Source organism: Chryseobacterium sp. R2ACT005 (genome assembly GCF_049949215.1).
Classification (GTDB): Bacteria; Bacteroidota; Bacteroidia; order Flavobacteriales; family Weeksellaceae; genus Chryseobacterium.
On record NZ_CP188192.1, the window covers coordinates 329,032 to 354,235 of the forward strand.

The 25,204-nt window shown below is 36.6% G+C and carries 23 protein-coding genes; 7 read left to right on the forward strand and 16 right to left on the reverse strand.

The genetic code is table 11. From position 1 onward, the window contains the following. Nucleotides 1-9 precede the first annotated feature (9 nt). The 5 genes from ACPF63_RS01520 to folK form a co-directional block, all read right to left on the reverse strand. Complete coding sequence (locus ACPF63_RS01520; RefSeq protein ID WP_426481758.1) at nucleotides 10-1,914, reverse strand: RecQ family ATP-dependent DNA helicase; 1,905 nt, start codon at nucleotides 1,912-1,914, stop codon at nucleotides 10-12. Nucleotides 1,915-1,990: 76 nt separating this feature from the next. Then, entirely contained in the window at nucleotides 1,991-3,430 is a 1,440-nt protein-coding gene (locus ACPF63_RS01525; protein ID WP_077419069.1) for an OmpA family protein, read from the reverse strand. A 209-nt stretch (nucleotides 3,431-3,639) separates the two neighbouring features. Further along, on the reverse strand, nucleotides 3,640-5,166 hold the full coding sequence (locus ACPF63_RS01530) for an OmpA family protein (protein ID WP_426481759.1): 1,527 nt from the start codon (nucleotides 5,164-5,166) through the stop codon (nucleotides 3,640-3,642). A gap of 50 nt (nucleotides 5,167-5,216) precedes the next feature. Further along, nucleotides 5,217-6,332, reverse strand: coding sequence for an OmpA family protein (locus ACPF63_RS01535; RefSeq protein ID WP_426481760.1), 1,116 nt, complete (start codon nucleotides 6,330-6,332; stop codon nucleotides 5,217-5,219). Between the two features lie 17 nt (nucleotides 6,333-6,349). After that, nucleotides 6,350-6,766: a 2-amino-4-hydroxy-6-hydroxymethyldihydropteridine diphosphokinase gene (gene folK / locus ACPF63_RS01540; protein WP_426481761.1), complete on the reverse strand. Its 417-nt coding sequence runs from the start codon at nucleotides 6,764-6,766 to the stop codon at nucleotides 6,350-6,352. A gap of 20 nt (nucleotides 6,767-6,786) precedes the next feature. On the opposite strand from folK, the gene sppA reads away from it, so the two are divergent. Further along, a complete protein-coding gene (gene sppA / locus ACPF63_RS01545; RefSeq protein ID WP_047386490.1) occupies nucleotides 6,787-8,544 on the forward strand; it encodes a signal peptide peptidase SppA in 1,758 nt (585 codons plus the stop codon). A 76-nt stretch (nucleotides 8,545-8,620) separates the two neighbouring features. Here the strand turns inward: sppA and ACPF63_RS01550 are convergent, their stop codons facing one another. The 6 genes from ACPF63_RS01550 to rpmB form a co-directional block, all read right to left on the reverse strand. Next, entirely contained in the window at nucleotides 8,621-8,881 is a 261-nt protein-coding gene (locus ACPF63_RS01550) for a GlsB/YeaQ/YmgE family stress response membrane protein (protein WP_077419074.1), read from the reverse strand. Nucleotides 8,882-8,952: 71 nt separating this feature from the next. Further along, the gene (gene ftsY / locus ACPF63_RS01555) at nucleotides 8,953-9,906 is read right to left on the reverse strand and encodes a signal recognition particle-docking protein FtsY (protein ID WP_047386493.1); all 954 of its coding nucleotides are present in this window, start codon (nucleotides 9,904-9,906) and stop codon (nucleotides 8,953-8,955) included. Between the two features lie 15 nt (nucleotides 9,907-9,921). After that, complete coding sequence (locus ACPF63_RS01560; RefSeq protein ID WP_426481762.1) at nucleotides 9,922-10,389, reverse strand: RidA family protein; 468 nt, start codon at nucleotides 10,387-10,389, stop codon at nucleotides 9,922-9,924. An 89-nt stretch (nucleotides 10,390-10,478) separates the two neighbouring features. Beyond that, complete coding sequence (locus ACPF63_RS01565) at nucleotides 10,479-10,631, reverse strand: DUF4295 domain-containing protein (protein ID WP_073175385.1); 153 nt, start codon at nucleotides 10,629-10,631, stop codon at nucleotides 10,479-10,481. A 20-nt stretch (nucleotides 10,632-10,651) separates the two neighbouring features. Next, nucleotides 10,652-10,834: a 50S ribosomal protein L33 gene (rpmG, locus tag ACPF63_RS01570; RefSeq protein ID WP_027373683.1), complete on the reverse strand. Its 183-nt coding sequence runs from the start codon at nucleotides 10,832-10,834 to the stop codon at nucleotides 10,652-10,654. Nucleotides 10,835-10,840: 6 nt separating this feature from the next. Further along, nucleotides 10,841-11,083: a 50S ribosomal protein L28 gene (gene rpmB / locus ACPF63_RS01575; protein ID WP_002976757.1), complete on the reverse strand. Its 243-nt coding sequence runs from the start codon at nucleotides 11,081-11,083 to the stop codon at nucleotides 10,841-10,843. A gap of 243 nt (nucleotides 11,084-11,326) precedes the next feature. Between rpmB and ACPF63_RS01580 the strand changes: the two genes are divergently transcribed. Then, the gene (locus tag ACPF63_RS01580) at nucleotides 11,327-13,036 is read left to right on the forward strand and encodes a T9SS type A sorting domain-containing protein (protein ID WP_426481763.1); all 1,710 of its coding nucleotides are present in this window, start codon (nucleotides 11,327-11,329) and stop codon (nucleotides 13,034-13,036) included. A 98-nt stretch (nucleotides 13,037-13,134) separates the two neighbouring features. On the opposite strand, the gene lnt is transcribed toward ACPF63_RS01580, so the two are convergent. After that, nucleotides 13,135-14,769 (reverse strand): apolipoprotein N-acyltransferase, encoded by a 1,635-nt coding sequence (lnt, locus tag ACPF63_RS01585; RefSeq protein WP_426481764.1) that lies wholly within the window; start codon nucleotides 14,767-14,769, stop codon nucleotides 13,135-13,137. A 56-nt stretch (nucleotides 14,770-14,825) separates the two neighbouring features. Here lnt and ACPF63_RS01590 point away from each other — a divergent pair, with 56 nt between their 5' ends. After that, nucleotides 14,826-15,239 (forward strand): VanZ family protein, encoded by a 414-nt coding sequence (locus ACPF63_RS01590; protein ID WP_077419077.1) that lies wholly within the window; start codon nucleotides 14,826-14,828, stop codon nucleotides 15,237-15,239. Here ACPF63_RS01590 and proC read toward each other — a convergent pair. From proC to ACPF63_RS01610, 4 genes are all read right to left on the reverse strand, one after another. Continuing rightward, entirely contained in the window at nucleotides 15,229-16,035 is an 807-nt protein-coding gene (gene proC / locus ACPF63_RS01595) for a pyrroline-5-carboxylate reductase (RefSeq protein ID WP_426481765.1), read from the reverse strand. The genes ACPF63_RS01590 and proC overlap by 11 nt on opposite strands. Nucleotides 16,036-16,227: 192 nt before the next feature. After that, nucleotides 16,228-17,241, reverse strand: a complete 1,014-nt coding sequence (gene murB / locus ACPF63_RS01600; protein ID WP_426481766.1) for a UDP-N-acetylmuramate dehydrogenase — start codon at nucleotides 17,239-17,241, stop codon at nucleotides 16,228-16,230. A 3-nt stretch (nucleotides 17,242-17,244) separates the two neighbouring features. Beyond that, on the reverse strand, nucleotides 17,245-17,730 hold the full coding sequence (locus ACPF63_RS01605) for a hypothetical protein (RefSeq protein WP_077419079.1): 486 nt from the start codon (nucleotides 17,728-17,730) through the stop codon (nucleotides 17,245-17,247). Nucleotides 17,731-17,740: 10 nt separating this feature from the next. Next, nucleotides 17,741-18,946, reverse strand: a complete 1,206-nt coding sequence (locus ACPF63_RS01610) for a pyridoxal phosphate-dependent aminotransferase (protein ID WP_077419080.1) — start codon at nucleotides 18,944-18,946, stop codon at nucleotides 17,741-17,743. A gap of 226 nt (nucleotides 18,947-19,172) precedes the next feature. Here ACPF63_RS01610 and ACPF63_RS01615 point away from each other — a divergent pair, with 226 nt between their 5' ends. From ACPF63_RS01615 to ACPF63_RS01630, 4 genes are all read left to right on the forward strand, one after another. Beyond that, entirely contained in the window at nucleotides 19,173-21,764 is a 2,592-nt protein-coding gene (locus ACPF63_RS01615; protein WP_426481767.1) for a fibronectin type III domain-containing protein, read from the forward strand. Nucleotides 21,765-21,907: 143 nt separating this feature from the next. Then, nucleotides 21,908-23,092 carry a hypothetical protein gene (locus ACPF63_RS01620; RefSeq protein ID WP_426481768.1) on the forward strand — a complete coding sequence of 395 codons (1,185 nt, stop codon included), beginning with the start codon at nucleotides 21,908-21,910 and terminating at the stop codon, nucleotides 23,090-23,092. A 10-nt stretch (nucleotides 23,093-23,102) separates the two neighbouring features. Beyond that, entirely contained in the window at nucleotides 23,103-24,524 is a 1,422-nt protein-coding gene (locus ACPF63_RS01625; RefSeq protein WP_426481769.1) for a hypothetical protein, read from the forward strand. A 24-nt stretch (nucleotides 24,525-24,548) separates the two neighbouring features. Continuing rightward, a complete protein-coding gene (locus ACPF63_RS01630) occupies nucleotides 24,549-25,004 on the forward strand; it encodes a DUF1801 domain-containing protein (RefSeq protein WP_426481770.1) in 456 nt (151 codons plus the stop codon). Nucleotides 25,005-25,204: the final 200 nt, after the last annotated feature.

Here is a 25,204-nt window from a genome sequence, read left to right on the forward strand (position 1 = left end):
ACATTATCATTACTGATTCAGTTCGTAAGTCCTGAAGTTCAGCATTCTTACTTTTCCGGAATCTAAAAGGAAAATAAGATTTTCTAAGATATTCTCTTTAGAATGATAACTCAGCTGTATAGAAAGCTCTTCAATCGTTGCCGGCTTTTTAGTTAATAAATTGATGATCTGCTGAGAAATATTCTTGCCAAACATTGACTGTTTATTTTTTTCACAAACAGAACACTGGCCACAGTTTTTTGAATTTTTTTCGCCAAAATAGGCTAGGATGAGTTTCATTTTACAGTATTTATTATTTTCTGCGTAGAACTTCATCTCTTCCCATTTCTGGATTTTGTTTCTCTGAATATGTTCAAATACCTTCCAATAAGCGCTATTTACCGCTCTTTCATCACGGGGTTTAAGGAATTTAATACTGGAAAGCGCACCGTCAATATATTCAAGATAATTCTTTTGCTGCAGTTCCTTAAGACGTTCTTTGATCAAAGGGACACCGACATTGATTTTATTGCTTACCTGCTGTTCACTGAACATTACTTTGTGAGTAGTGATGCCGGATACAGTACGGAAAAGAAGCTCTATGAAATGAGCATCTTTTTGTGGCAATTGATCTATCTCATCAGCTTTGATAAACAGTTCAAGTGAGGACAGACTTTTATTTTCATTATAGTAAATAATCTCCTGGTTGTGAAGAAAATTGAGTATGTTGTTGATTTTTGCTTTCGACAGTTTGGTAAAATTCTGTATACCCAGAGTATTCAGCTGAAATGTTTTTTCAGGAAGTTCAAATTCTGCTACCTGAAAAATAGAGTAGAGGTAGCTGATGATCTTTAAAAATTCTGATTTGTTGGGCGTTTGATTTTTTAAGATCTGATCAAAATTCAGGAGTTCCTGTTTATTCCAAAGCATGAAGGCAAAACTGTCTTTTCCATCCCTTCCGGCCCTTCCGATTTCCTGATAATAGTTTTCCAGCGAGGCGGCAGGAGAATAGTGAATTACAAATCGTACATTATCTTTGTCAATACCCATCCCAAAGGCATTGGTAGAAATAAGAACATGGTTGTCACTGTTGTTCCAAAGATTCTGTCTGGTGTTTTTTTCTCTGGTCGTTAAGCCTGCGTGAAAATAATCTACATTTTTCAGTTGATTTTTTTTCAAAAATTCTGCCAGCAGTTCAGCTTCTTTTCTGGTTCTTACATATACAATTCCAGAATCGTTGCTGTATTTTAAAATGTCAAAAACACGTTGGAATTTATCAGATACTTCATCTGAAAATATTTTGATATTATCTCTCTTAAAACTTTTTTGGAAAACAAAAGGTTTCTTCAGTTCTAATTTATTTTTGATTTCTTCCAGAACTTTTGGAGTTGCCGTTGCGGTCAGGGCAAGGCAGGGGATCTCAGGATTGTTACTTCTGAACCCTTTAATATTCTGATAGCTTGGTCTGAAATCCTGGCCCCATTCTGAAATACAGTGAGCTTCATCAACTGCAATAAAAGATAACTGGATTTCCTGCATGTTCTGAATAAACTGGCTATTGGTAAGTCTTTCAGGAGAAACATAGAGTAATTTTGTAAGGCCTTCTTTACAGCGATTGTAAATTGTTTCAGCATCATATTCATCCAGTTCGGAAGAAAGATATTCTGCTTCAATGCCACGGGATTTAAGTTGATTTACCTGATCTTTCATCAATGCAAGTAAAGGAGAAACTACCAGGCAGGTTCCTTCTTTGAGTAAAGCGGGCAACTGATAGCATAGCGATTTCCCTGCTCCTGTGGGTAACAGAACCAGCGTGTCTTTTTCATTAATGACGGCATTAATAATTTCTTCCTGAGCATCTCTGAATTCGGTGTAACCCCAGAAATACTTAAGGGTATCATATTTGAGCTTTTGAAAATCCTGCGGCGAAATCATGTTGTAAAAATAAGGAAAGTATTATGACAAAAAAAGTCACGCCTGGCGTGACTTTCATATAATATAAATAAGTTTATTATTTAGCTTCGAAGTATACTCTTCTGTTGGCTCTGTTTTTCCATTCAGGGCACTTTGTTGCTGGTTCACACTCAGGGTATTTAAGGTCTTTTTCACCTTTTCCTACTGCCTGTAATTTACCAGTTTGAACACCGTTTTTGATCAGATAGTTCTTAACGTTGTTTGCTCTTCTTTCAGATAGTTTTTGGTTGTAAGCATCAGTACCTCTTGTATCAGTAGCACCGATTACACTATAAGAACCATTTGAAGAATTAATATAGTTTACAGCATTATTTAAGATTGGAGTGTTTGAAGGTAAAATTCTGTCAGAATTTAAATCAAATTCGATTCCTTCCAATTTAGTTTCTGTTTCTACTACAGGTCCTGTTGTTGCTACAGGACATCCGTTGTTTTCAACAGGTCCAGGAACCGTTACACACTTGTCGTAAAGGTCAATTACACCATCAAGGTCAGTATCAAGCGCAACTCCGGCACCGTCCACTCTTGCTCCTGCAGGAGTGTCAAGCTGTCTGTCCCAATCGTCACATACTCCATCGTTATCAGCATCTCCTTTTTTACATACTTCGATATCCTGGTTTTTATTAGCCAGTACATCCAGTTTGTAATAGATTTCCTGAAGTGGGTCATGCCACATTAGATGAGACTCATGTTTTCCTAATTTTACAGAAAGACCTAAAGTTGCATTGAAGAAGTTGTCAGAAACCTGTTCAGAACGTTTGTTGATAGCACTGTAAGCATCACCGCCACCATCAAATTCGTCATCACCGGTTACCACATACATTAATCTACCTTCAATATCAATTCTTCTGTTCACTTTAAATTTCAGACCTGTACCAGCCTGCATGAACATAGAACCTAATTGGAAAGGTTTTACTTCTGTCATCAACGCCTGCTTTCCGTTACCTGCTTTCTGGTATGCTCTATAGGCAATAGTACCAATACCTGCATATCCATGAAGAGCCCATCTGTAAGGAGAATGATTATCAACTCTTCTTAATAAATTAGAAAAGTTAATGTCTCCTAAGATTGAGATTGCATCATACTGAGTTCTTGCTCCTACTGCTGTTGCATCTGGTGCTGCATTTTTAGTGTTGAACCACCCTTGTCTGGTTTCACCTTTGTCGTACTGTAAATTGATTCCGAAAGCATGTGTAATTGCTTTGTCAATACTTAGATAGGCTGAATATCCAAAAAGGTTCTTACCGTTACCATTTTTGATTGAAGTCAAATCTGCTGACTGAAGAAGTGGAACTCCAACCCCTGCAGAGATAGACCAATCGTTAAATCTTTTAGATTGACTGGTGAATGGGGAAACATTAGCAGATCCCGAAGAAAATGTATTAGGATATTCTCCTTTTGAAACTGCCGTTGAGTCTTGTGCATAAGTGGCAGAAGGAATTGCCAAAGCAAATGCTACAATTGCTAAACTTAATTTCATAGTGTTATTTTTTTAAGTTAAGTTATTTTAAATGATTTTTTACGCCAAAAAGCGGTTTTATGTTATTTTTTTTCAAATCAAACTAGTTGATTTTTAATGTGTTTCATACCGTTGTTCTGAAAATAATGATAAAGGTATGTAAAATAATTCGTAGTAAAAAAAAAATAAACCGAAAAGAGTAATTCTTTTCGGTTTGGTGTATTATGAAATTATTTCTTCTTTTTCTTAGCAGGTACTTTTTTTGCTGCTTTTTTTACAGGAACATCTTCATAGTCTTTCTTTTTGATAGAATCCCATTCTGATGTTTCTACAAATCTTACCGTAACTTTTCTATCTGCCATTCTTTCAGCATCTGAAGCTGATGCAGGGATAGTAGCTTCTGCAGAGCCTACTCCTCTTGATTTCAGTACATTTTCATTGATACCTCTGGTTTCCAGAGCTCCTACAACAGCAGCTGCTCTTTCTTTAGACAGTCTTAAGTTGTAAGCTGCATTTCCTTTGATATCAGTATGTCCTGTCAATAGATAGTTACCTCCGTTTTCTTTAATAATTGAAGCAGCCAGATCTAGTTTTTCATTAGATTCAGGTCTGATAGTCGCTTTATTAAAATTGAAATAAATATCTTTAAGGGTTTTCTCTACTTCTACAGCAGTCTCCTTGTTGTCTTTTTTGATAGGACATCCATTGTTTTCAACAGGTCCAGGAACCGTTACACATTTGTCGTAAAGATCAATTACGCCATCCAGGTCAACATCAAGAGCAACTCCGGCACCGTCCACTCTTGCTCCTGCAGGAGTGTCAAGCTGTCTGTCCCAATCGTCACATACCCCATCGTTATCAGCATCTCCTTTTTTACATACTTCGATATCCTGGTTTTTATTAGCCAATACATCCAGTTTGTAATAGATCTCCTGAAGTGGGTCATGCCACATTAGGTGAGACTCATGTTTTCCTAATTTGAAAGTAAGACCTAAAGTTGCATTGAAGAAGTTGTCAGAAACCTGCTCAGAACGCTTGTTGATAGCACTGTAAGCATCACCGCCACCATCAAATTCGTCATCACCGGTTACTACATACATTAATCTACCTTCAATATCAATTCTTCTGTTCACTTTAAACTTCAGACCTGTACCAGCCTGCATGAACATAGAACCTAACTGGAAAGGTTTAATTTCAGTCATCAATGTCTGTTTGTTATTCCCGTCTTTCTGGTATGCTCTGTAGGCAATAGTACCAATACCTGCATATCCATGAAGAGCCCATCTGTAAGGAGAATGATTATCAACTCTTCTTAATAAATTAGAAAAGTTAATGTCTCCTAAGATTGAGATTGCGTCATACTGAGTTCTTGCTCCTACTGCTGTTGCATCTGGTGCTGCGTTTTTAGTATTGAACCATCCTTGTCTGGTTTCACCTTTGTCATATTGTAGATTGATTCCGAAAGCATGTGTAATTGCTTTATCAATACTTACATAGGCTGAATATCCAAAAAGGTTTTTACCGTTACCATTTTTGATAGAGGTTAAATCTGCTGACTGAAGAAGTGGAACCCCAGCTCCTACTGAAACAGACCAATCATTAAATCTCTTAGACTGGTTCGTGAATGGAGCAACATTGGCAGATCCCGAAGAAAATGTATTTGGGTATTTTCCACCTGAATCAGCAGTTGAGTCTTGTGCATAAGTGGCAGAAGGAATTGCCAAAGCAAATGCTACAATTGCTAAACTTAATTTCATCGTGTATTATTATTTGATTTCTTTTGAAAAAGAATTTTTAGATTTATTAATTATTTGATTGGACATCCGTTATTTTCAACAGGTCCTGGTACAGTTACACACTTGTCATAAAGGTCAATAACTCCGTCAAGATCCATGTCTAAAGCAACTCCGGCACCATCTACTCTTGCTCCTGCAGGAGTGTCAAGCTGTCTGTCCCAATCATCACATACTCCATCATTATCAGCATCTCCTTTTTCGCAAACAACAAGATCTGTTGATGCATTTTCAAGAACACTTGTTCTGTAGTAAGCTTCCTGAAGTGGGTCATGCCATGCAAGGTGAGATAACTGCTTTCCTAATTTGAAAGATACTCCTAAACTTACTGTCCAGGCATTATCTGATCTTCTAGGGTTTAGCATGTTATATTTTGAACCTGGTGTGGAAGGATCATAGTCATTAGGATCAGCCCATCCGCCACCATCAAATTCATCATCACCACTGATGATATACATGGTTCTTGCTTCAACATCAATAAGTTTTGAAACATTATATTTTATTCCTAGACCTCCCTGATAAAAGATAGAATTGATATCGATATCTTGTTTAATGAATAAAGGGGATCTTCTTGGAGTATTACTCCATCTGAACTCATCATTATCATGTAATGACGTTCTGAATCCCTGAACTCCAATTCCCATATATCCATGGAATGCCCATCTGTAAGGGGAGTGGTTGTCTACTCTTCTGAATAAGTTCGAGAAGTTGATATCTCCTAATAAAGAGATGTTGTCAAACTGTGTTGTTGCAGTTGCTACTCCTGATTTTACTCCTGCAGCACCGGGAAGCTGTGCTGTCTGTTTCGTTTCTCCTCTCATATACATTACGCTTAGAGCGAATGCATGTGTGATTTGTTTGTCTACGCTTACATAGGCATTGTACCCCCAATTGGTCTTATCCTTACGGATAGATTTTAAATCGGAGTGAACCATAAATGCAGGACCACCTCCGACAGAAATAGACCAGTCTCTAAAGCGTCTGGCTTTATTGTCGAAAGTTTGTACATTAGCGGAGCCTGAGGAGAATGTATTAGGATACTCTGTGGAAGAGTTTACTGTAGTGCTGCTGTTCTGTGCGAAAGCTGCAATTGGCAATGTCGTAGCCAATAATAATAAACCTAATTTCATACAATATGTTTTATGTTTTAAATAAAATCTTTTAATAATACTCTGGAAAAATCCCTTTCAAAAAGATGTTTTTTATGAGGGATTTCTAATCTTTCTGATTGAAAATTTAATTCATTATACTTAATGATATCAATGTCTATTATCCTGTCAGTATAGCCTCCAGATACTTTTGAATCATTAATTCTTCCCATCTCAACTTCTATATTTTTAATACAATAAAGCAGTTGAATTGGTGAAAGAGGTGTGAATATTATTGCTGCAATATTACAAAAAATATTGGAACTGGCAAATTCTACAGGCTCAGACATTAAATATTCGCTGGTTTGTGAAATGTTATTTCCAGCATCTTTTAACTTCTTTAATGCAAGCTCTACATTTTTTTTTTGCTCTCCTAAGTTACTTCCTAGTAACAAAACGACCTTATGCTGCGACATATTAGAAAATTGATTGATTTATGAGAAGTTTCTTTAAAAATGTTTTGGCAAATATAGTGGCAATTGTCATACTTTGCGCTTTATTTTTCATCTTTTTCATCATGATGCTTGTGTTCAGTTCTATGGGAAATGATAAGTCGGTGGCGGTGAAAAAGAACTCGGTTCTTACGATTAATTTAAAAACAAATATAATCGATAGTCCTACTGAAGAACAGATGGGATTGTTTGGTATAGGCGCCCAAAATAAAAGTGTCCTTTTATATGATGCATTGGAAGCTATTAATAAGGCTAAAACCGATGATAATATTAAAGGGATCAGTATTGAGGCAGATGATCTGAATGCAGGTCTGACTCAGATTGATGATCTTAGAAATGCTATTGAAGATTTTAAGAAGAGCGGAAAATTTGTGTATGCTTACGGAAACGGAGTGTCACAATCAGCTTACTACTTAGGATCGGTAGCAGATAAATATTATCTTCATCCGGCAGGAGGTATTGAATTGAAAGGTCTTTCTACTGAAGTTACTTTCTTTAAGGATTTTGCTGATAAATACGGTATTGGAATTGAAGTGATTCGTCACGGTAAATTCAAATCTGCGGTAGAACCTTTTTTAAGGAATGATATTTCTCCGGAAAATAAAGAGCAGCTAAGCACTCTTCTGAATGACCTTTGGAAAAATACGTCCAACAAAATGGCAGCTTCAAGAAAAATTGATACCGCTCAGTTCAGAACAATTACAGATAGTTTATATGGAATGATTCCTGAACAAAGTTTAAAATATAAACTTGCAGATAAACTTATTCAGAAATCAGAATATGAAGATCTTCTTAAGACGAAGTTAAGTGTAAAAGATAAGGAAAAGCTTAATAAAATTTCTTTGACAAACTATATCAGTTCTTATGCTGATGAAGATAAATCTGGTGAAAAGATTGCTGTACTGTACGCTTCAGGATCTATTAACAATGGAGATGAGTATAACGATATTCATTCTGAGAAATATGTGAAGTATATTAAAAAACTTCAGGAAGATGATAAAGTGAAAGCAGTTGTTTTCAGAATCAACTCTCCTGGGGGAAGTGCCAATGCTTCGGATGAAATCTTATTTGAATTGCAGCAGCTGAAAAAGAAAAAGCCATTGGTGGTTTCTTTTGGTGATTATGCGGCTTCAGGAGGATATTATGTTGCCATGGCAGCTGATAAAATTTATTCAGAGCCTAATACACTTACCGGTTCTATCGGAGTATTTGGGGTAATGCCTTATTATAAAGATATTGCAAGCAAAAACGGAATCCGTGCGGATATTGTAGCTACCAATGCCAACTCTATGTATTATTCAGGCTTAAACGGAGTTACGCCTTATGGAGTAAATATGATGACGAGAAGTGTAGAAGGTACTTATAAGAGATTTGTACATTTTGTAACTCAGAACAGAAAGAAAACTTTTGAGCAGATTGACAACGTAGGTGGTGGTAGAGTATGGAGCGGAGTTCGTGCCAAAGAGATTGGCTTAGTAGATGAGCTGGGTACTTTGAATGATGCGGTGAAATTTGCTGCACAAAAAGCAGGATTAAAATCTTATCAAATAGATGCTTTCCCTAAGAGAATGTCACCATTTGAACAAATCTTTAAAGATCTGAATGAAGAAGATGTTTCTGCCAGAATCATTAAAAATAAGATTGGTAAATCCAACTATGAGATTCTACAGCAGATTACAGATAAAAAACTACAGTCTGAGGTGAAAATGGAAATGCCTTACCAGATCAGAATTAACAACTAAACTAAATTTTATATTGTATACAAAAATCCCGGATCTGAAATTTCAGATCCGGGATTTTATTTTTTATAAATACTTATCAGCTTTTCTTGGTAGCCATTCCATAAATCCAGAGGATAATTAAAGCTCCTCCGATTGAAAGAATCCAACTTCTTGGATTCCAGAATGAAGAAACATCTCCCCAGTGTAGAACGTAAACTCCTATAGCTCCTCCTACAAAAGCTCCCAGAATCCCCAGGATAATAGTGATTAGCCATCCTCCTCCCTGACTTCCTGGCATGATCATTTTAGCGATTGCACCCGCAATAAGACCGAATAAAATCCATGTTAGTATTCCCATAGTTGCAATTTTTTTTAATTGTTAATATTTAAAATTGATTGTTGCTAATATAAGGGAAAACATGATATAAATCATCTTTTCTTGAAGAATGAGTCTACAAATTCCGTACCATTAAAAAGCTGCAAATCCTGCATTTTTTCGCCTACACCAATATATTTAACCGGAATCTGGAACTGGTCAGAGATACCAATTACAACACCTCCTTTTGCTGTTCCGTCTAGTTTTGTAACTGCTAATGCATTAACTTCCGTTGCTGCTGTAAACTGTTTTGCCTGTTCAAAGGCATTTTGTCCGGTAGAACCGTCCAGAACCAGCAGGATCTCATGAGGTGCATCAGGAATTACTTTCTGCATTACTCTTTTGATCTTGGAAAGTTCGTTCATCAGGTTGATCTTGTTATGAAGTCTTCCTGCTGTATCAATGATCACAACGTCTGCATTTTGTGCTACAGCGCTTTGTACAGTGTCAAATGCTACGGAAGCTGGATCAGAACCCATTTCCTGTTTTACGATAGGAACACCCACTCTTTCGCTCCAGATCACAAGCTGATCTACTGCAGCGGCTCTGAAGGTATCAGCAGCTCCAAGAACTACCTTTTTACCCTCTGATTTGAACTGGTGAGCCAATTTTCCTATAGTCGTTGTTTTTCCCACTCCATTTACTCCTACAACCATAATGACGTAAGGTTTTTTGGAGGTATCAATATTTCCTGTACTGGCGTGAGGATTTTCAAGCAGTAGCCCTGAAATCTCATCACGAAGAATTTTGTCAAGTTCGTTTACGCTTACATATTTGTCTCTGGCAACACGTTCTTCAATTCTTCCTATGATTTTGATAGTAGTAGAGGCGCCTACATCGGATGCAATCAGTATTTCTTCAAGGTCATCAAGAACTTCATCATCTACTTTGCTTTTGCCGACTACGGCTTTTGTCATTTTTTCAAAGAATCCCTGACTGGATTTTTCCAATCCTTTGTCTAAAGTTTCTTTTTCTTCCTTTTTGAAAATATTTTTAAACCAACTCATAGTTTTAGTTTATTCTTATTTGTTTTTAATCACTGCTGTGGCTTCTACTTCTATAAGCACATCATCTCTGAAAAGCCTGCTCACGTCCACAAGGGTGCTTACAGGAGGGTTTTGAAGATTGACGTACAAATCCCTGACTTTTCTGAAATCAGGTGTTTTTTTGATATCTGTGGTAAAGATTCCAAGTTTAATGATATCTTTTCCTGTTCCCCCATATTCTTTCAGGATGTTTTCGATATTTTTGAATACCTGCTGAGTCTGCTCCTCTATAGTATTTCCCACAAGGTTACCTTCCGAATCCAGAGGCACCTGTCCAGATAATAAAATCATTTTAGAACTCCCGCAGTCAATACTTACTGACTGTGACAGGCCTTTTATGCTGAAAACTTTTGGCGAACTTTTATATTCTACAGGGCTCATTGTTTTCTGACTGAATGAAAATAGAAAAGTTGCTGTGCAGGCCAGAACAAGTACCTTTTTCATACTTTACTGATTATTAATCTGGTGCACAAAGATAACAAAAAAACTACCCAAAATATGAGTAGTTTTTTATATTGTAAACAAAGTACTGATTATTTTTTCAAATAACCGTCTACTTCGTCAGCATTCATTACTTTTTCTTCGAAAACGTAAGCTCCTGATTTAGAAGACTTAATCATTTTCACCACTTTTGTCATTTTCTTAGACTGACCGCTTTGTAGGGTTGCTACTACTTTCTTTGCCATGGTAAGTTATTATTTATAAATTACTTAATTTCTTTGTGAAGGGTAGATCTCTTAAGAACAGGATTGTATTTTTTCAATTCCAATCTCTCTGTAGTGTTCTTTTTATTTTTTGTAGAAATGTATCTAGACATTCCTGGCATACCGCTTTCTTTGTGCTCTGTACATTCAAGGATTACTTGAACTCTATTTCCTTTTTTTGCCATGATTTATTAATTCTTTTTAATCAATCCGTTTCTAGTAGCTCTTTCAATAGCTTCCTCGATTCCAATCTTGTTAATCACTCTCAATCCATGAGCTGATACTTTCAGTGTTACGTGCTTATCTTGCTCTGGAAGGTAAAACTTCTTCTCTAATAAGTTAATTTCAAAACGACGCTTCGTTTTGTTATTAGCGTGAGAAACGTTGTTACCAACCATTGCACGCTTTCCTGTTATTTGGCAAATTCTTGACATATCTCGATGTTCTTATTTGTATAATATTTGAGAGTGCAAAATAACGAAGAATTTTTTAGATAGACAAATCTTTTAGAAAATATTTGCAAATAAGTGGCTGATTAATAATCATGAATTTTTAAAATAGTAGAATCCTTGGGATACAGCAGATAATCAGTGCTGATATATTTCATACAGGCTTTTTTTAGAGCAAAGAATTTAATACTCTATCTTTGTTTTTAATTAATCTAAATAAAAACAACTATGAAGAGGATTTATATTTTATGGTCTATGTTGCCTGTCAGTCTGATGGCTCAGAATTTTACTGAGGTACAGACCAGCATGAATAATTTTTATTATTCTGCGGCAGATATTGCTGATATAGACAACAATGGTACAATGGATATCGTGCTCAATGGAGCAATAGATTCTGATGGTGACGGAAATGTAGACAGTACTTATAATGAAGTATATCAGAACAATGGAACAACATTATTGCCTTATGCGGGATTGGGAGCTGATGTGACTCATCTTGGAGATATTAGATTTATTGATTATAATAATGACGGGCTGATGGATATTATTTCCACAGGGCTCAGCTATATGGATGTTGTGAATTATAAACAGTACCGATTCAAAAATACAGGAACAGGTTTTGTAAAAGATGCTGAACTTCCCGGGAAAATTTATGGATCTGTAGAAGTTTTTGATTTTAATCACGATGGAAAATCAGATTATGCGATCAACGGAACTCAATATGCTCATGGCGGAGGTTTTGGAAACAGTTTAGACTATTATAAAAATACAGGTAATGGTTTTGATATGACAGGGAACTGGGTGGATGGAACCCAGAATGGAAGCTTTAAAGTAGTAGATCTGAATAATGATAAACTTCTGGATCTTGTGATTATCGGGTCGGATATCAATGGTGCTCCGGTTTCTAAAGTATATATGAATCAGGCAGGAGTTCTTACTCCTACGCAGGACCTTGCTCCTGTAGCGGTAGGAAAAATAGATTTTGCAGATTTCAATGCGGATGGTTTTCAGGATATTGTAGTGATTGGAAGAGATGGAAATGATGACGGATATTTTGCTGTTCTGATGAATGACGGTGCTGGCGTACTGACTCCTCAGATAATACCTGCAGGTGATATTTCTGATGTTGCATTAAGTGTTGGTGACCTTAATAATGATGGGTATTATGACTTTATCATTTCAGGGAATGAAGACTATAATGCTTTTGTGAAAACGTATATCTATGATGTTTCCAATAATAAGTTTAATGAAGGAACCTTAACGGGTATAACTGCGCTGGGAGGTCCGGGACTGATCAATCTATTTGATTTTAATAATGATCATCATCTGGATATCTTATTGGGAGGATTTGACTGGGCGGCTTCTGATCTGCCTTCACTGACTAAAGTTTTTAAAAATAATTCTACAGCTGAAAATGCGAAACCTACAGCGCCAACTCAATTGAATCTGACTAAAAACGGAAACCGGTTTAATTTTGCATGGAGTGGGGCATCTGATGACAAAACTCCGGTGAATGCATTACGCTATGAAATTACGGTAGGATCTACACAGGGAGCTCATGATATTGCAAAATACATAGTAACGACATCATCATGGTTTCTGGACCTTGATCCGGCTATTCAGAATGTATACTGGAGTGTGAAATCTATTGATGCCTCAAAAGTATATTCCGATGCTTCTGTACAAAGTGTATTGGGAACATCCGAAATTAAATCTGTTAAACAGCTTGTCATCTATCCGAATCCTGTATCAGATAAAGTCTACATCAAAGGAGAAAAAGTTTCTGAAGCTGAAATGTATTCTATGGATGGAAAAAAACTGAATATCAGTGTGAATGGAGATCAGTCTATTGACGTGTCCCATTTACCTAAAGGAGTGTATCTATTAAAACTGAAGATAAAAAACGAAATAACCACAAGGAAGCTTACGATTAAATAATTGAATCAATTCTATCTTCTATCAATGAGAAAAGCCAGACGTCCAGCTGGCTTTTCTCTTTTTTATTCGTGAAGATTTGTGCAGTTTGTGTTTAAAAACTATGCTTTCTTTGTTTTCTTTTTGAACCATTCAATAAGGTAATAAAACAGTAAGAACCCCAATGCAAATATGGAAAACCTTGAAAGAATATCTCCTGCTCTGGTATAGAATGTCTTGGTGTCATACAGGTTTACTTTCGCAAATAAAGCGGTTTTGTCTCCATAGAAAGTATCAGCAGTCACTTCTCCTTTAGCATTGATATGCGCTGAAATTCCACTGTTTGCAGCGCGGGCAATTTCTCTTCTGGTTTCAATGGCTCTAAGTTTAGCATAAGATAAAAGCTGTTTATGTCCTTCTGTAACACCCCACCAGGAATCATTGGTCATAATAGCTAAGAAATTGGCTCCTTTTTTCACATAGTCTGTTACAAACTCACCGTAAATACTTTCATAGCAGATAATAGGTGCCAGTTTCCCTTTGTTGTACGGATTTGAAAAAGCAACTCTTTCTTTGTCTGTTCCCAAAGAAGCTACAGTTCCTCCCAGGTTGAGCATAGCATCTCCTAAAAGCGGTTTTAAAACATTCATATAAGGAAATATTTCAACACCCGGTACCAGTTTTCCTTTGTGGTAGGCCTGTACTTTCTGATTCGGTACCAATTGAATCGCGGTATTATAACTGCTCACCCAAACCCCGCTATTAATCTGATAGGCTTCTTTAGGTAAATCGACAGGATTATAAAAAAATCGGTGTGAAGAAATACCTGTTGCAAAAACAGATCCCGGATGATTGGCTAGAAATCCTTTGATATTATTGAGAAGTAAACTCTTTTCAAATGCTGTTTCAGAAATAGATCCTCTCCCCGGAAGAGCGGTTTCAGGAGCAATATAATAATCAATTTTACCTGTAGAGTTTTTTTCAGCAAGTGCTAATAAATCCTGCTCAATGGTCAGGCTGTCTTTTGAATATTTTTCAGCGTAAGGATCAAGATCCGGCTGCAGCATCAGAACGCTTACCTGTCCGGTTGGTTTTTCATCAAAATTATTGTATTTGATCACTGAAATAATCATCGGAAGAATAATAAGAGCTCCAACGATAGCCGAGTTTTTAATTAAATCTTTTCTCTTTCTTCCGGCTTCCCATGTTCTTACTGTGTAGAAAATCAGAACGTTAATCAGAAGAATCCAGAAACTTCCTCCGGTAGCTCCTAAAGTGTCATACCACTGGATCAGTTTTGGATAATCAGCGAATACATTCCCCAGGTTCAGCCAAGGCCATGTCAACTCCCATCCTAGATGAAATTTTTCAAAACTCATCCAGATCGCGATCAGGAATCCTAATCCCCAATACGTTCCCTGAGCATTTTTATACCAGTGATAGCATTGGAATACTAAAGAATATAAAAGAGAATTGACTAATACCGGAAATACAACAGCCATCAGAGAATGGCTTCCATCAGGATTCTTTGAACCATACAGCCATCCTGTAGTTACTATGTTCCAGATCACAAAACACAGATAAGACAATCCGAAGACAATCCAGCTTTTCCTTTTGTAATCTGAAAATTTTGAAACACCATGTTCCATCATCAGAAGAGGAACAAGGGCAAAAAATATAAAAAACGGAACTCCATAAGTTGGCCATGAAACCGACAGCAGCATTGCTGAAATAAGTGTAAGTAGAACGTATTTCATTAAATTATTTTAATACACAAATTTAATGTTTTTGAAATGAATATATTAGCAGTTCAATGTTAAAGAAAATATATAAAATCATTATTGTTCCGTATACTCTGTTTCTGCTTTACCTGATGTTTTTGGGAATGGGCAGATTTCAGTATGAAGAAAATCTCCTTACTTTAGAACCTGTTTTTTCTACCATAAAATTTATCCAGGGCCCGAATAAGATGATAGATATTGTGATGATTGTTCTAGGAAATATTATCATGTTTATTCCTTTTGGGTTTTTGGGCTGGATTTTTCCTGACCTGAAAAAATTAAAACCATTGATTTTTAGCTTTATCTCATGTATCGTTATTGTTGAAGCTCTACAGTACTTTACAAGAATGGGAATCTTTGAGGTAGACGATATCATCCTGAATACATTTGGCGTGTATCTGGGATGGGAATTTTGCAGGATTTTTGAAAAAAGATTTAATTATTAAGTTCCTTGGCTCGTTTTTCGGCATTCAGAATCCCCTGTTTCAGAATTTCTTTTAAACTGCTGTCTTCAAATGTTTTTAAAGCAGCTTCTGTAGTTCCGCCTTTAGATGCTACATCGTTAATCAGTTCTTCAAGATTTTTTTCTGAGTTATTGATCAGGTGATAAGCTCCCAGCATCGTCTGCTTTACAAAAAGCTTAGAGAGATTTTCTTCAATTCCCATTTCAATGCCAGCCTTAATCATGGCATCAATGATGTAATAGAAATAAGCGGGACCACTTCCGGAAAGTGCTGTAACACCGTCTAAAAGTTCTTCTTCTTCCAGATAAACGGATCTTCCGGTGCTGTTCAGTAATCTTTCTATACTTATTAATTGAGTGAAAGAAATTCCTTCTGCGGCTGTATATCCCGTAATTCCCATTCCCAGAAGGGTAGGAGAGTTCGGCATTGCTCTTACAACAAGCGGATGGTTCAGTAATTTTTGAATTTTTTCAATATTGATTCCCGCCATGATGGATAATACCATCTGGTTTTCTTTTAAAGTAAATTGAATATTTTGGGCAACCGATTGAAAATCCTGAGGTTTTACAGCGATGATAATCAAATCAGAATCAATTTCCTTTACTTCTTCAAAGGTGGAAATTTTAGAATTGGGGAATTCTTCAGCTATTTTGGAGATTTTAGATTCATTTCTGATAATCAGATGCAGATGTTCAGGTTTGATCAGTTCGTATTTCAAAAATGATTTTGAAAAAGAAAGGCCCATATTTCCGGCTCCAAGAATAGCTATTTTCATCATGAGTTGTAATTTTTAAGCTAAAATAATGATTTTCCGGAGACTGGATGTGAATTGATTCTGAATTAATTTTGTTGGAAAATGCAAAATTTTTGCGCCTTTGCGTTTTCCAACCTATCATTTACGTTATATTTCAAGAAAAGAGGGCATAAAAAAAGGCAGCATTCCAATCGAATCAGCCTTTATATTTTTAGATTAAATAATATTTACTTCCCGTTCAAGTTCTATCCCGAATTTTTCTTTCACAGAATTGATAATTTCAGTAGAAAAGTCAAAAATTTCTTTTCCGGTAGCATTTCCTGTTGCATTGATGATGACCAGGGATTGCAGTTTGTGTGAAGCTACATTTCCAATCTGTTTTCCTTTCCATCCGCATTGTTCAATCAGCCATCCTGCAGGAACCTTCACCATATCACCATTAGGGTAACCTTGAATATTTTCAAATTTTCGTTTTAAATCTTCAAATTGAATTAAAGGAATAGTCGGGTTTTTGAAAAAGCTTCCGGCATTTCCGATTTCTTTAGGATCCGGCAGTTTGCTTTGTCTTATATTGATTACTGCTCTGGAAATATCCTGAATGGTAGGATTTTCAATGCCGAGATTTTCCAGTTCAGATTTGATAGCACCATATTCTGTTTTGATAGAATGGTCTTTCCGGGTAAGTTTAAAAGTGACTTCCAGAATAACATATCTGCCTTTTCCTCCCTGTTTGAAAATAGAGTCTCTGTAACCGAACCTGCACTGTTCAAGGTTGAATGTTGTAAGTTCAAGATTTTCCAGATCCAAGACTTTACAGCTGACAAAAATATCTTTGATTTCTGTCCCATAAGCCCCGATATTCTGCATCGGAGAAGTTCCTACATTTCCGGGAATTAAAGAAAGGTTTTCCAGCCCGCCAAAATTCTTTTGCAGGCAGTACATCACAAATTCATGCCAGTTTTCACCTGCTTTTGCGGTTACCAATACTTCATTTTCATTGACATTCTCTTCGGTAATTCCTTTTAAATTAAGTCTGATAGCCAGACCATCAAAATCTTTGGTAAGAAGAATGTTACTTCCTCCTCCCAAAAACAGAAGCTGAAGAGATTGGGTTTCCGAGAAAATAAGGGCCTCTTTTAATTCATCAATTGTATTGACCTCTGTAAAGTAGCGGGCTTTGGCTTCAACACCGAATGTGTTATAAGGTTTTAATGAAAAATTTTCCTGCATGTTTTATTTGTATTCTTGGGGAAGAATTTTGTCTAGTTGTTCTTTAAGTTGTTGTAGCTGCTTGTAATGTAAAGTATCCACATAAGCATTCACATAGATGTGTGATTTTTTCGGAGTCCGGATCTGGAAAGTTTCATCTGTTCCGTCTGCCGATTGCTGGCTGGGAGAACTTTTTATATGGTCAAGATCTACAATCCTTACCGACGAGATAAGCTGTTTCCATGTGTTGGAATTGATGGCAGACCCCCATTTTGTATGAGTTTGAGTGGCTGTCATTCCTTTTTCTGCAAAAACGGAATCTTTTGTGATTTTAATAATTCTGTAATTTCCAAGATGTCCTCCGATTTCGGATACACTGATGAAAGTAATCTCGTGCGGATTTTTGTGAGAAATAGTCTGTTCCGTTTTTTTGGAATCACAGGAAAAAAATGCCGACAGCAAAAGAATCGAAAACAGTATTTTCAGATAGAGTTTTTTTGTTGTCGGCATAGGATATATTTTACAGACTGAATTCTTCTCTGTACTTCTTTAAAGCTTCTTTAAGAATTTCAGCACTTCTTTTTAAATCTTCTTCTTTCAGAACGTAGGCAATTCTTACCTGTTTCTTTCCTAATTCCGGATCACTGTAGAATCCTCCTGCAGGAGCTACCATGATGGTTTCGTTGTTAAGAGCATATTTTTCAAGCAGCCACTGTGCAAATTTTTCAGTATCATCTACCGGAAGTTCAGCAACACAGTAGAAAGCTCCTCTTGGTTTTGGGCAGATAACCCCAGGAATAGCATTTAAAAGATCTACCAATACATTTCTTCTGTGGGTATATTCTTCTCTTACTGCTCTGATGTAAGCCCCATCATTCTGGTGTGCTGCTGTTGCTGCAATCTGTCCTAAAAGAACCGGGCTCAATCTCGCCTGTGCAAAAAGCATGGCAGCATTACGGATTTTGTTGGAACGGGTAACCATACATCCGATTCTTACTCCACACATAGAATAACGCTTGGATTCTGAATCTATGATGATACAGTTTTCGCTCAGTTCAGGGAAATCAAACATTGAGATCTGCTGTTTTCCGTCATATACATATTCTCTGTATACTTCATCAGAAATGATTACGATATCATATTTCAAAGCAATGTCTGCAAGCTGCTGAAGCTCCTCACGGGTATACAGATATCCGGTAGGGTTTCCTGGGTTACAGATAATGATTGCTCTTGTTTTTTCTGTGATTTTTTTCTCGAATTCTTCAATAGGAGGCAGAGCAAAACCAGTATCAATAGTAGAAGATACCGCTACTACATTCACATCAAATGTGCTGGTGAAACCATTGTAGTTGGCATAGTAAGGCTCAGGAATAATCACTTCATCACCTTCGTCACATAAAGTAGAAATAGCAAAGTTCAGGGCTTCAGAACCTCCATTGGTAACAATGAAATTATCAGGGGTAAGATCTGAAAAACCTAATGAATGATAATATTCTGTAAGGGCTTTTCTGTATTCTATATTTCCTTCAGAAAGTGCATATTCCAATACTTTTAAATCGATGTTTTTTAAAGCATTTAAAGCTGTTTCCGGAGTTTCAATATCAGGCTGTCCAATATTAAGGTGGTATACTTTTATTCCTTTCTGTTTTGCTTGTAATGCAAAGGGAACCAGTTTTCTTACCGGCGATGGCGGCATATGCAGCGCTCTGTTTGAAATATTCGGCATTGTTCAAAAAATTTGTATGACAAAAATAGGATTTAATTTCTCAATAATAAAATTAAGAATCAATAAGAAGGTGTTTCATTAAGTTTCACACTGTATTTAAAATCTGCTTATTTTAATGATGTTTAATATTAATTTTTCATGCATTTTTAATAAAGTTTAAGATTTTAGTAAAAATAATATTTTCATATTGTTATTTTTACTAAATTTCGCCTCAAATGTGATCAAAATGGCAATAAATTTATTTTCTAGAGTGGTACCTGCTATCGCTCTCTTCTCAGCCAGTGTACTAATGGCTCAAAATTATCAAACCATGCCGATTGCTTCAGGCTTAACAGCTGATGTAATTGCAAACGGTATAGGTTCTTCAACAATTACTACAAATAATGACGTAGACGGAGTTTCTTACGCTTTTGTAGCTAAAGATTTTCAGCTGACATCCACAAGTGCTGCTATTACGTATGGTATTCCTGTTGACGGAACTATTAATTCTGTAGTGGCGGCAACTCCCGGATTGAAGTTTCAGTTAGCAGATTTGAATGTTAACAATTCTTTGAGATTGGCTGCTGTAAATGATAACGGGACCTTGGCATTTACAACCGCCAAACCCGTTACCAAACTGTATATGCTTGCTGTAAGCGGAAGTGGTACTTCTACAGTAAGTGCAGTGGTAAATTTTACAGATGGCAGTTCGCAGACATTTTCAAGTATCAGTCTTGCAGACTGGTATAATGGATCTAATTTTGCCATCCAGGGGATAGGAAGGGTTAAAAAGCCAGGAGCTACTCCTGCAGCTGGTGATGATGTTCCTTCTCCTGAGGGCGGAACGAACCCAAGATTATATCAGATTGAACTGGCAATAGATGCCGCGAATCAGGCAAAACCAATACAAAGTGTAACGGTTACCAAAACCACTGGTTCAGGTTTACCAAATATCTTTGCTTTTTCAGCAGATGTCTATTCAGACTGTGCACCTCCCGTATTACAGGCGGTTTCTGGAATAACAGCTAATTCTGCTTTAGTTTCATGGACGGGCAATGCTGCCAGTTATGATGTATACCACAGTACTTCAAACACAACACCTGCGGGTTCAGTAACGCCTACTTATCCGGGGGTAACAGGTACAAGTACAACTATTGGTGGTCTTAATTCAAATACAACGTATTATTATTGGGTAAGAAGCAACTGTAATACTGCAACAAGCCAAAGTGTATGGTCTTTTGTTGGAACATTTAAAACAGCTTGTTCTACTTTTACGGTTCCCTATACAGAGAACTTTGATACAACAAGTACAGGCTCCAGCACTAATACGAATGCGCCAAGCTGTTGGGCATATCTTGAAAGTGCATCATTTGCAGGGTATGGATATGTAACGACATCAAATAACTATTCAGCACCCAATGCATATTACATGACTAATTCAAGTGCTACTACTGGTAGTCAAATGCTGGTTGCGCCTCCAACTGTAAACCTTTCAGATGGTACTAAACGTGTAAGATTCTATGCAAAAGCCGGAGGAAGCAATTATACATTATTAGTAGGAACATTATCAAACCCTACGGATCCTGCTTCCTTTACACAAATAGGTTCTCCTATTGCTTTGACAACTACTCATACACAATATACGGTTAACATACCTGTAGGTTCTGATTTACAATTAGCATTTAAACATGGTTTAGGAGGTTCTTCACGTTCTATTTATATTGATAATATTACCGTTCAGAATATTCCTTCTTGTTTTGAACCAACTGCAGTTACATCATCAAATGTAGCAGCGAACACAGCAACGATCGGTTGGACGGAACCATCTCCAGTTCCTGCAGGCGGATACGAAGTTTATTACAGCACAAACAGCACTGCGCCGGATGCATCTACTGTTTTAAATGCTACAAACTCTGTAACTTCTACAACAGCTTCTGCACCGTTAAGCGGACTGCAGCCCTCTACAACATATTATGCATGGGTAAGATCCAGCTGTAGTGCATCTGATAAGAGTATCTGGAGTACTTCTACATCATTTACAACTCTTTGTGTTCCAATAACTACACTGCCTTGGAGTGAAAATTTTGATGCAATGGCAACTATAGGTTCTGCAATCATTCCGAACTGCTGGACACAAACTCCGGGAGGAAGTTCATCTACTTATAACTTTACCTCAGCAAATGCTTCTCAGCAAGCTTATAATGATCCTAAATCTGCTCCGAATTATGTAACGATCTATTATCCATATAGCAATGCTGCTTATTTATGGACACCTACATTTACTTTAACTGCAGGAAGTTCGTATGATTTTACATTCTACTGGGTAGGAGATGGCTATTCAGGTTGGCAGAATGAAGTATTGGTAAACAACGGACAAACAGCGACTGGAGCAACTAGCTTATCAACATTTATTACGGCTGATCAAACAGCTGCAGGGGGAGGTAATAGTGCTAATTATACTAAAGTTACCGTTACCTATATCCCAACGGCTACTGGTGACTATTCATTTGGAATTAAAGCTTTGAATACAACAACAGATCCGTACTATATGGGATTTGATGATTTCTCTCTTACACAGTCTAATTTAGCTACTGCTGAAACATCTGTTAAGAAAAAAGAAGTGAATGTATATCCTAACCCTTTCAAAGATGTTCTGCATGTTGCTGATATCAAAAATGTTAAATCTGTAACGGTTACAGATGTAGCAGGAAGAGTAGTGAAAACTATTGACAATCCAACTACAGAACTTCAGTTAGGTGAGTTGAATACCGGTCTTTACTTAGTGACAATGAACTTTAAAGATGGTTCAAAATCAACAGTAAAGGCAATTAAAAAATAAAATTTTTTGAGTTAATAATTTCTGTAGGCAGTTGCATTGATGTGGCTGCCTTTTTTATGATCTATTTCATAATAACTGGACAATTTATTCTTAAAAAATGTTGATGAAATTATTATACATTTGCATCGAAAACTATAACATCTATGAATAAATTTAAACTACTTTTTTTAATACCATTATTTTATTCCGAATTTTCGCAGGCTCAACGAATTGATAAAGAAACAATCAGTTTTCAGCTTTTGAAAGAACCGGTTTTTCCTACAGATCTTTCCAGCAGAAACTATACGATTACGGTAAAATCTCCTTATAATATTACTAAAGATGATGTTGTAAGACTTTCAAAAGAAGATCATCAGAAAAAGGTAGAGAATTATCAGGCAAACGTTGAAAATGCCAAGTACGAACACGGAGAAAGATTAAAGGATTATGATGCTGAAGTAAAAAAACTTCAGGAAAAGTACAAACTTGAATCTGCAGAATACAGCAAACTATCAGCGGTTGAAAAAATTGCGGCAACTAACGGAGCTCCTACACTGAGATTACCTTCAAGACCTATCCTTAATATTCCTCCGGTTCCGGTGTATCAGCAGCCAGACCTGAGAGACGCTTTAATTGTAGATAATAAGATTCTGGCTTCCCAAATGGATGTAACAGGTTTTTCAAAAGGAGGAAACTATCTTGACATTGTGATTGAAATGGAACGAACAAACTTTCAGGACAATCAAGGGAAAACTTTTGCCAATCAGCCTACAAGGATTATCGCAAAACAAGATGGAGCTGTAAAACTGGATAAGACCTATTTCTCCGATTTTTCGGAAATAGCAAGTGTTCCAACCAACGAAATTAATCTGAATGCTCAGGAAAAAAGATATCTTCAGAGAACGATAGACCGTACAAGGAATATTATCAATGAAAATTTTGGGTATCAGACCATCAATTCTACGGTGACCCTGGCCACTGTAAAGAACAAAGGAGAGTATGACGATTTGGAAAAAGCCTACATCTACGTGACAACCAATCTGAAAAAACTTCAGGCAAAGTCAGAGTATGCTCCAAACAAAATAGCGATGGAAAATATGCAGAAAGGAATTGATCTTTGGAAAAGCAGTCTGACGAAAGTGAATTACAATGATAAGAAAGCGCTTTATAACCAAAAAATCGGGGAGTATGTTTATTTTAACCTGATCAGATTGAATATCGCTTTAGGAAACTATCAGGAAGCAGAGAAATATTTAAATGAGTTACAGGAACATTTAGTAGATATTAAACTATCCTACGACGCTAATCTTGAACTGAAAAGATTAGAAGAAAAAATTTATAATAACTAACGAAAACTATATGATTAAACAGATTATTGCTTCGGCATTAATTACAGCTTCTGTGTACGCGTATGCACAGACGAAAGTGACTGAAGGAACAAAATTTACAGTGGATGCCAATCTTGAAACGGATGATAAACTGGTGTTAGCAGATGATTACAATTCTTATATGTTCAGCGCAATCAATATCGACGGGCTGATGAGAAATGTTTTTCCCCACAAGAAATTACTGATGAGAAAGCTGGATCAGAACGGAAGTCTTGTAGATACTTATGTGAAAGATTACGCCAACAAAACGAATGGAGTACTTCACAATTATTTGGGATCACAGCAGATAGATGATGATAAGTTTATAGCATTTACGGAAGAGTATTTTGGAAAAGAAAACCGAAAAGAAGTCTTTCAGCATGTTTTCAGTAGAAAAGAAGGTACTTTTACAACAAAGAGTATTGCAAAATACAGTATTGAATCTACCAATAGATCAGGAACTACTTACGTACTTTTCTCAGAAAACGGGAAATATGCAGCCATCTTCAATGACCGGTTTGCCAACAAAAAAACGGATAATGTGAATGATGTTCTGGTAATGGATCTGAGAACCCTTTCTCTGGTTTGGAACAAAGAAATTACATTGAGTAATGATTATGTTGAAAAATCTTTTACATTGACCAACTCAGCAAAAATTGTTGTACTGCGTAAAGCTGCAGGCTGGAAGGAATCTTATAAGCTGGAACAGGTTTCCAACACTGAAGATAAAGACCTTCCATTTGATGATAAATATATCCCTGAGAAACTATATGCATTCAGTAAAAACGATAATGACTATCTGGTAACTTTTGGAAGGAAAAATGCAGCGGTTACTATTGGCGCAAGTACTTTTGGAACGGTAATGTATTATGATATGAAATCTGGAAAAGCGATAATCAGCAATACCAATTTAGCAGGAAGTAAAGACATGAACGATGTAAAGGTCATCAAAACCATTGTGAAAGGAGATGAAACTTTAATGGCTGTTCAGCAGGAGACTGTGACAAGACCGATGCCTACAACAATGAATCGTTTCCCTGATCCTGTATATTCTCTGGATGCCGGAATGCTGATCAAATTTAATAAAGAAGGGGAAGTAAAGCAATTTGTTGCAGCAGGAACTTCTACAGGAAAAAGAATTCATCTCGTTGAAGCCGGAGACAAACTTTATATTTCTGCTTTCTATCCTAAAGGAGCATTCGGAAACACAGGATTTTCTATGAAAGTTTTTGATTTTGCCAATCTGAAACCTCAGGAAGTAAGCTTTGATTATAAAGGACGAAATTTCTTCCAGAACTATGGTTTTGCAGATGGAAATATGATTCAGTACGTTCCGAATGTAAACAAAATGATGTTCCTTCAAAAGAGTAGTAAAGACGTTCAGATGTTCAGTGTGTACAATTTTATAAAATAATCGTATTTTAGAAAAAATTAAAATATGCAGATTCAGTCAGTTTCCATAGAAGATTATATCTCAAAGATTCCTGAAGAAAGACAGGAGTCTTTTAAAAAGCTTTTTGATACGGTGAATGATAACCTTCCGAAAGGTTTTGAAGAAGCTACGAATTATGGGATGATAGGTTGGGTAGTTCCTTTGGCAACTTTTCCTGCCGGATATCACTGTGCACCGGGAACACCGCTGCCATTCATCAATCTGGCTTCCCAGAAGAATTTTATAGCACTCTATCATATGGGACTGTATTCAAAGCCGGAACTTCTGGATTGGTTCGTAGGAGAATATCCAAAACATTCCAAAAAGAAACTCGATATGGGGAAATCCTGTATCCGCTTCAAAAAAGTGGATGATATTCCTTTTGAACTGATTGCCGAGCTGAGCCGGAAAGTGACTCCCGATGACTGGATCGGAATTTATGAATCTCAGTATAAAAGATAAAAAAGAGCCCTTAAATCAAATAGATTTAAGGGCTCTTTTTTATGCTGGAAGCTGGAGGTTTGAAGCTGGAAGTTATATTTGTGTTTTAAAGCGACCGATTGTCATCCTTGATGAGCATTCTGAATATCAAAAAGTTAATAAAATTGATATATAGTTATTCATCGGCTTCCGGAAACTTCCATCCTCCAGCTTCCCTCTTC

Excerpts from the sequence above, each read along its gene's own strand:
- ACPF63_RS01590 (WP_077419077.1), top strand. The coding sequence starts at position 14,826 with ATGTTAAAGAAAATATATAAAATCATTATTGTTCCGTATACTCTGTTT.
- ACPF63_RS01615 (WP_426481767.1), top strand. The coding sequence starts at position 19,173 with ATGGCAATAAATTTATTTTCTAGAGTGGTACCTGCTATCGCTCTCTTC.
- proC (WP_426481765.1), bottom strand. The coding sequence starts at position 16,035 with ATGATGAAAATAGCTATTCTTGGAGCCGGAAATATGGGCCTTTCTTTT.
- ACPF63_RS01565 (WP_073175385.1), bottom strand. The coding sequence starts at position 10,631 with ATGGCAAAGAAAGTAGTAGCAACCCTACAAAGCGGTCAGTCTAAGAAA.
- folK (WP_426481761.1), bottom strand. The coding sequence starts at position 6,766 with ATGTCGCAGCATAAGGTCGTTTTGTTACTAGGAAGTAACTTAGGAGAG.
- ACPF63_RS01605 (WP_077419079.1), bottom strand. The coding sequence starts at position 17,730 with ATGCCGACAACAAAAAAACTCTATCTGAAAATACTGTTTTCGATTCTT.
- ACPF63_RS01560 (WP_426481762.1), bottom strand. The coding sequence starts at position 10,389 with ATGAAAAAGGTACTTGTTCTGGCCTGCACAGCAACTTTTCTATTTTCA.
- rpmG (WP_027373683.1), bottom strand. The coding sequence starts at position 10,834 with ATGGCAAAAAAAGGAAATAGAGTTCAAGTAATCCTTGAATGTACAGAG.
- ACPF63_RS01550 (WP_077419074.1), bottom strand. The coding sequence starts at position 8,881 with ATGGGAATACTAACATGGATTTTATTCGGTCTTATTGCGGGTGCAATC.
- rpmB (WP_002976757.1), bottom strand. The coding sequence starts at position 11,083 with ATGTCAAGAATTTGCCAAATAACAGGAAAGCGTGCAATGGTTGGTAAC.
- ACPF63_RS01620 (WP_426481768.1), top strand. The coding sequence starts at position 21,908 with ATGAATAAATTTAAACTACTTTTTTTAATACCATTATTTTATTCCGAA.
- ACPF63_RS01535 (WP_426481760.1), bottom strand. The coding sequence starts at position 6,332 with ATGAAATTAGGTTTATTATTATTGGCTACGACATTGCCAATTGCAGCT.
- ACPF63_RS01610 (WP_077419080.1), bottom strand. The coding sequence starts at position 18,946 with ATGCCGAATATTTCAAACAGAGCGCTGCATATGCCGCCATCGCCGGTA.
- ACPF63_RS01630 (WP_426481770.1), top strand. The coding sequence starts at position 24,549 with ATGCAGATTCAGTCAGTTTCCATAGAAGATTATATCTCAAAGATTCCT.
- ACPF63_RS01520 (WP_426481758.1), bottom strand. The coding sequence starts at position 1,914 with ATGATTTCGCCGCAGGATTTTCAAAAGCTCAAATATGATACCCTTAAG.
- ftsY (WP_047386493.1), bottom strand. The coding sequence starts at position 9,906 with ATGAGTTGGTTTAAAAATATTTTCAAAAAGGAAGAAAAAGAAACTTTA.
- sppA (WP_047386490.1), top strand. The coding sequence starts at position 6,787 with ATGAGAAGTTTCTTTAAAAATGTTTTGGCAAATATAGTGGCAATTGTC.
- ACPF63_RS01580 (WP_426481763.1), top strand. The coding sequence starts at position 11,327 with ATGAAGAGGATTTATATTTTATGGTCTATGTTGCCTGTCAGTCTGATG.
- ACPF63_RS01525 (WP_077419069.1), bottom strand. The coding sequence starts at position 3,430 with ATGAAATTAAGTTTAGCAATTGTAGCATTTGCTTTGGCAATTCCTTCT.
- murB (WP_426481766.1), bottom strand. The coding sequence starts at position 17,241 with ATGCAGGAAAATTTTTCATTAAAACCTTATAACACATTCGGTGTTGAA.
- ACPF63_RS01625 (WP_426481769.1), top strand. The coding sequence starts at position 23,103 with ATGATTAAACAGATTATTGCTTCGGCATTAATTACAGCTTCTGTGTAC.
- ACPF63_RS01530 (WP_426481759.1), bottom strand. The coding sequence starts at position 5,166 with ATGAAATTAAGTTTAGCAATTGTAGCATTTGCTTTGGCAATTCCTTCT.
- lnt (WP_426481764.1), bottom strand. The coding sequence starts at position 14,769 with ATGAAATACGTTCTACTTACACTTATTTCAGCAATGCTGCTGTCGGTT.